The organism is Pseudomonas sp. BJa5, assembly GCF_030272875.2.
Classification (GTDB): Bacteria; Pseudomonadota; Gammaproteobacteria; order Pseudomonadales; family Pseudomonadaceae; genus Aquipseudomonas.
Genome location: NZ_JALRNG020000257.1, coordinates 1 through 230, shown reverse-complemented (window position 1 = coordinate 230; position 230 = coordinate 1). Strand labels below are relative to the sequence as shown.

The 230-nt window shown below is 65.2% G+C and carries 1 pseudogene; it reads left to right on the top strand.

Going from position 1 to position 230, the window contains the following annotated elements:
* A pseudogene (locus M2D63_RS26230) lies at nt 1–230 on the top strand (quinohemoprotein amine dehydrogenase maturase); the annotation flags it as partial.

Sequence of the window (230 nt, the reverse complement as noted above, 5' to 3'; positions counted from 1 at the left end):
CGAGCTGATGGCCCTGGAAGTGGGCACCGACGGCTCGCCCCGGACCCCGGAAATAGGCCTGACGCGCGTCCAGCGCACGGCGTTGAACACCGTGGTACTGAACGTCAACACCGGCTGCAACCACAGCTGCAGCTATTGCTACAAGGAAGACCTGGACAAGCCCGCGGCCGGCAAGACAAGGAGCGTCGCCACCGCCGACTCCTCGGTGGAGATGCTGCTCAAGGAGTCGC